We start from the raw sequence: 3,279 nt of genomic DNA on the forward strand, positions 1-3,279 counted from the left end.
GCTCTTTAACAATCTGGAACAAGCTGAAAATTGAATACAGTCAATAGTCTCCGCGAGGGATTATTGATGAGTCTCTCAACAATCTGCGATCCGAAACACTTTCGGGTTGTGAGGTTAAGCGACTAAGCGTACACGGTGGATGCCTAGGCAGTCAGAGGCGATGAAGGACGTGCTAATCTGCGATAAGCGTCGGTAAGCTGATATGAAGCGCTATGAGCCGGCGATGTCCGAATGGGGAAACCCAGTGCAATGCGTTGCACTATCGTTTGATGAATTCATAGTCAAACGAGGCGAACCGGGGGAACTGAAACATCTCAGTACCCCGAGGAAAAGAAATCAACCGAGATTCCCCCAGTAGCGGCGAGCGAACGGGGAGCAGCCCAGAGTCTGAATCAGCTGAGGGGTGAGTGGAAGCGTCTGGAAAGGCGCACAGTAAAGGGTGACAGTCCCGTACACTAAAATGCCTCAGCGGTGAACTCAACGAGTAGGGCGGGACACGTGGTATCCTGTCTGAATATGGGGGGACCATCCTCCAAGGCTAAATACTCCTGACTGACCGATAGTGAACCAGTACCGTGAGGGAAAGGCGAAAAGAACCCCGGCGAGGGGAGTGAAACAGAACCTGAAACCGTGTACGTACAAGCAGTGGGAGCCTTGATTTATCAGGGTGACTGCGTACCTTTTGTATAATGGGTCAGCGACTTATATTCTGTAGCAAGGTTAACCGATTAGGGGAGCCGCAGGGAAACCGAGTCTTAACTGGGCGAAGTAGTTGCAGGGTATAGACCCGAAACCCGGTGATCTAGCCATGGGCAGGTTGAAGGTTGGGTAACACTAACTGGAGGACCGAACCGACTAATGTTGAAAAATTAGCGGATGACCTGTGGCTGGGGGTGAAAGGCCAATCAAACCGGGAGATAGCTGGTTCTCCCCGAAAGCTATTTAGGTAGCGCCTCGTGAGTTCATCTTCGGGGGTAGAGCACTGTTTCGGCTAGGGGGCCATCCCGGCTTACCAACCCGATGCAAACTGCGAATACCGAAGAATGTCATCACGGGAGACACACGGCGGGTGCTAACGTCCGTCGTGAAGAGGGAAACAACCCAGACCGCCAGCTAAGGTCCCGAAGTCATGGTTAAGTGGGAAACGAGGTGGGAAGGCCCAGACAGCCAGGATGTTGGCTTAGAAGCAGCCATCATTGAAAGAAAGCGTAATAGCTCACTGGTCGAGTCGGCCCGCGCGGAAGATGTAACGGGGCTAAACCATGCACCGAAGCTGCGGCAGCGACACGTAAGTGTGGCTGGGTAGGGGAGCGTTCTGTAAGCCGGTGAAGGTGGCGCCGTGAGGCCCGCTGGAGGTATCAGAAGTGCGAATGCTGACATAAGTAACGATAAAGCGGGTGAAAAACCCGCTCGCCGGAAGACCAAGGGTTCCTGTCCAACGTTAATCGGGGCAGGGTGAGTCGACCCCTAAGGCGAGGCTGAAAAGCGTAGTCGATGGGAAACAGGTTAATATTCCTGTACTGAAGGTGACTGCGAAGGGGGGACGGAGAAGGCTAGGCCATCCGGGCGACGGTCGTCCCGGTTTAAGCGTGTAGGTGGAAAGAGCAGGCAAATCCGCTCTTTCGTAGACACTGAGGCGTGATGACGAGCCGCTACGGCGGTGAAGTGGTTGATGCCCGGCTTCCAGGAAAAGCCTCTAAGCTTCAGGTCACCTTGAATCGTACCCCAAACCGACACAGGTGGTCAGGTAGAGCATACCCAGGCGCTTGAGAGAACTCGGGTGAAGGAACTAGGCAAAATGGTGCCGTAACTTCGGGAGAAGGCACGCTGGTAGTAGGTGAAGGGCCGCGCGCCCGGAGCCGAAGCCAGTCGCAGAGACCAGCTGGCTGCAACTGTTTATTAAAAACACAGCACTGTGCAAACACGTAAGTGGACGTATACGGTGTGACGCCTGCCCGGTGCTGGAAGGTTAATTGATGGGGTTAGCCGCAAGGCGACGCTCTTGATCGAAGCCCCAGTAAACGGCGGCCGTAACTATAACGGTCCTAAGGTAGCGAAATTCCTTGTCGGGTAAGTTCCGACCTGCACGAATGGCGTAATGATGGCCAGGCTGTCTCCACCCGAGACTCAGTGAAATTGAACTCGCTGTGAAGATGCAGTGTACCCGCGGCAAGACGGAAAGACCCCGTGAACCTTTACTATAGCTTGACACTGAACATGGAGCCTTGATGTGTAGGATAGGTGGGAGGCAGTGAAGTGCGGACGCCAGTCTGCACGGAGCCATCCTTGAAATACCACCCTTGAATGTTCGATGTTCTCACTCAGGCCCGTTATCCGGGCCGGGGACAGTGTCTGGTGGGTAGTTTGACTGGGGCGGTCTCCTCCCAAAGCGTAACGGAGGAGCACGAAGGTTGGCTAATCACGGTCGGACATCGTGAGGTTAGTGCAAAGGCATAAGCCAGCTTGACTGCGAGAGTGACAGCTCGAGCAGGTACGAAAGTAGGTCTTAGTGATCCGGTGGTTCTGTATGGAAGGGCCATCGCTCAACGGATAAAAGGTACTCCGGGGATAACAGGCTGATACCGCCCAAGAGTTCATATCGACGGCGGTGTTTGGCACCTCGATGTCGGCTCATCACATCCTGGGGCTGAAGTCGGTCCCAAGGGTATGGCTGTTCGCCATTTAAAGTGGTACGCGAGCTGGGTTTAGAACGTCGTGAGACAGTTCGGTCCCTATCTGCCGTGGGCGTTGGAAGATTGAAAGGGGCTGCTCCTAGTACGAGAGGACCGGAGTGGACGCACCGCTGGTGTACGGGTTGTCATGCCAATGGCATCGCCCGGTAGCTAAGTGCGGGAGAGATAACCGCTGAAAGCATCTAAGCGGGAAACTTGCCTTGAGATGAGTCTTCCCCTGACTTGAAGTCACGGAAGGAACGTTTAAGACGAAGACGTGGATAGGCTGGGTGTGTAAGTGCAGCGATGCATTGAGCTGACCAGTACTAATGAACCGAGCGGCTTAACCTTACAACACCGAAGGTGTTTTGGCGTCAGAAGACGGTGGTCGGAAGACGGAGAGAGAAGAGAGTTTCAGCTTGTTCAGAGATTGGTTTTGGGTGTTGTGGACGAAAGGGAAGCAACGGCCGGAATGAAAAGAATTTGCCTGGCGGCGATAGCGCGGTGGTCCCACCTGACCCCATGCCGAACTCAGCAGTGAAACGCCGTAGCGCCGATGGTAGTGTGGGGTCTCCCCATGTGAGAGTAGGGAACTGCCAGGCTTTAA

General features: G+C 54.3%; 2 rRNA genes. Both read left to right on the forward strand.

The features are described 5' to 3' along the window. Positions 1 to 112: 112 nt before the first annotated feature. Positions 113 to 3,023, forward strand: a 23S ribosomal RNA gene (locus KZ793_RS21650). A gap of 135 nt (positions 3,024 to 3,158) precedes the next feature. Beyond that, a 5S ribosomal RNA gene (rrf, locus tag KZ793_RS21655) occupies positions 3,159 to 3,274 on the forward strand. The last annotated feature ends 5 nt before the right edge of the window (positions 3,275 to 3,279 follow it).

It is taken from the genome of Photorhabdus antumapuensis, from assembly GCF_020387775.1.
GTDB classification, from domain to species: Bacteria; Pseudomonadota; Gammaproteobacteria; order Enterobacterales; family Enterobacteriaceae; genus Photorhabdus; species Photorhabdus antumapuensis.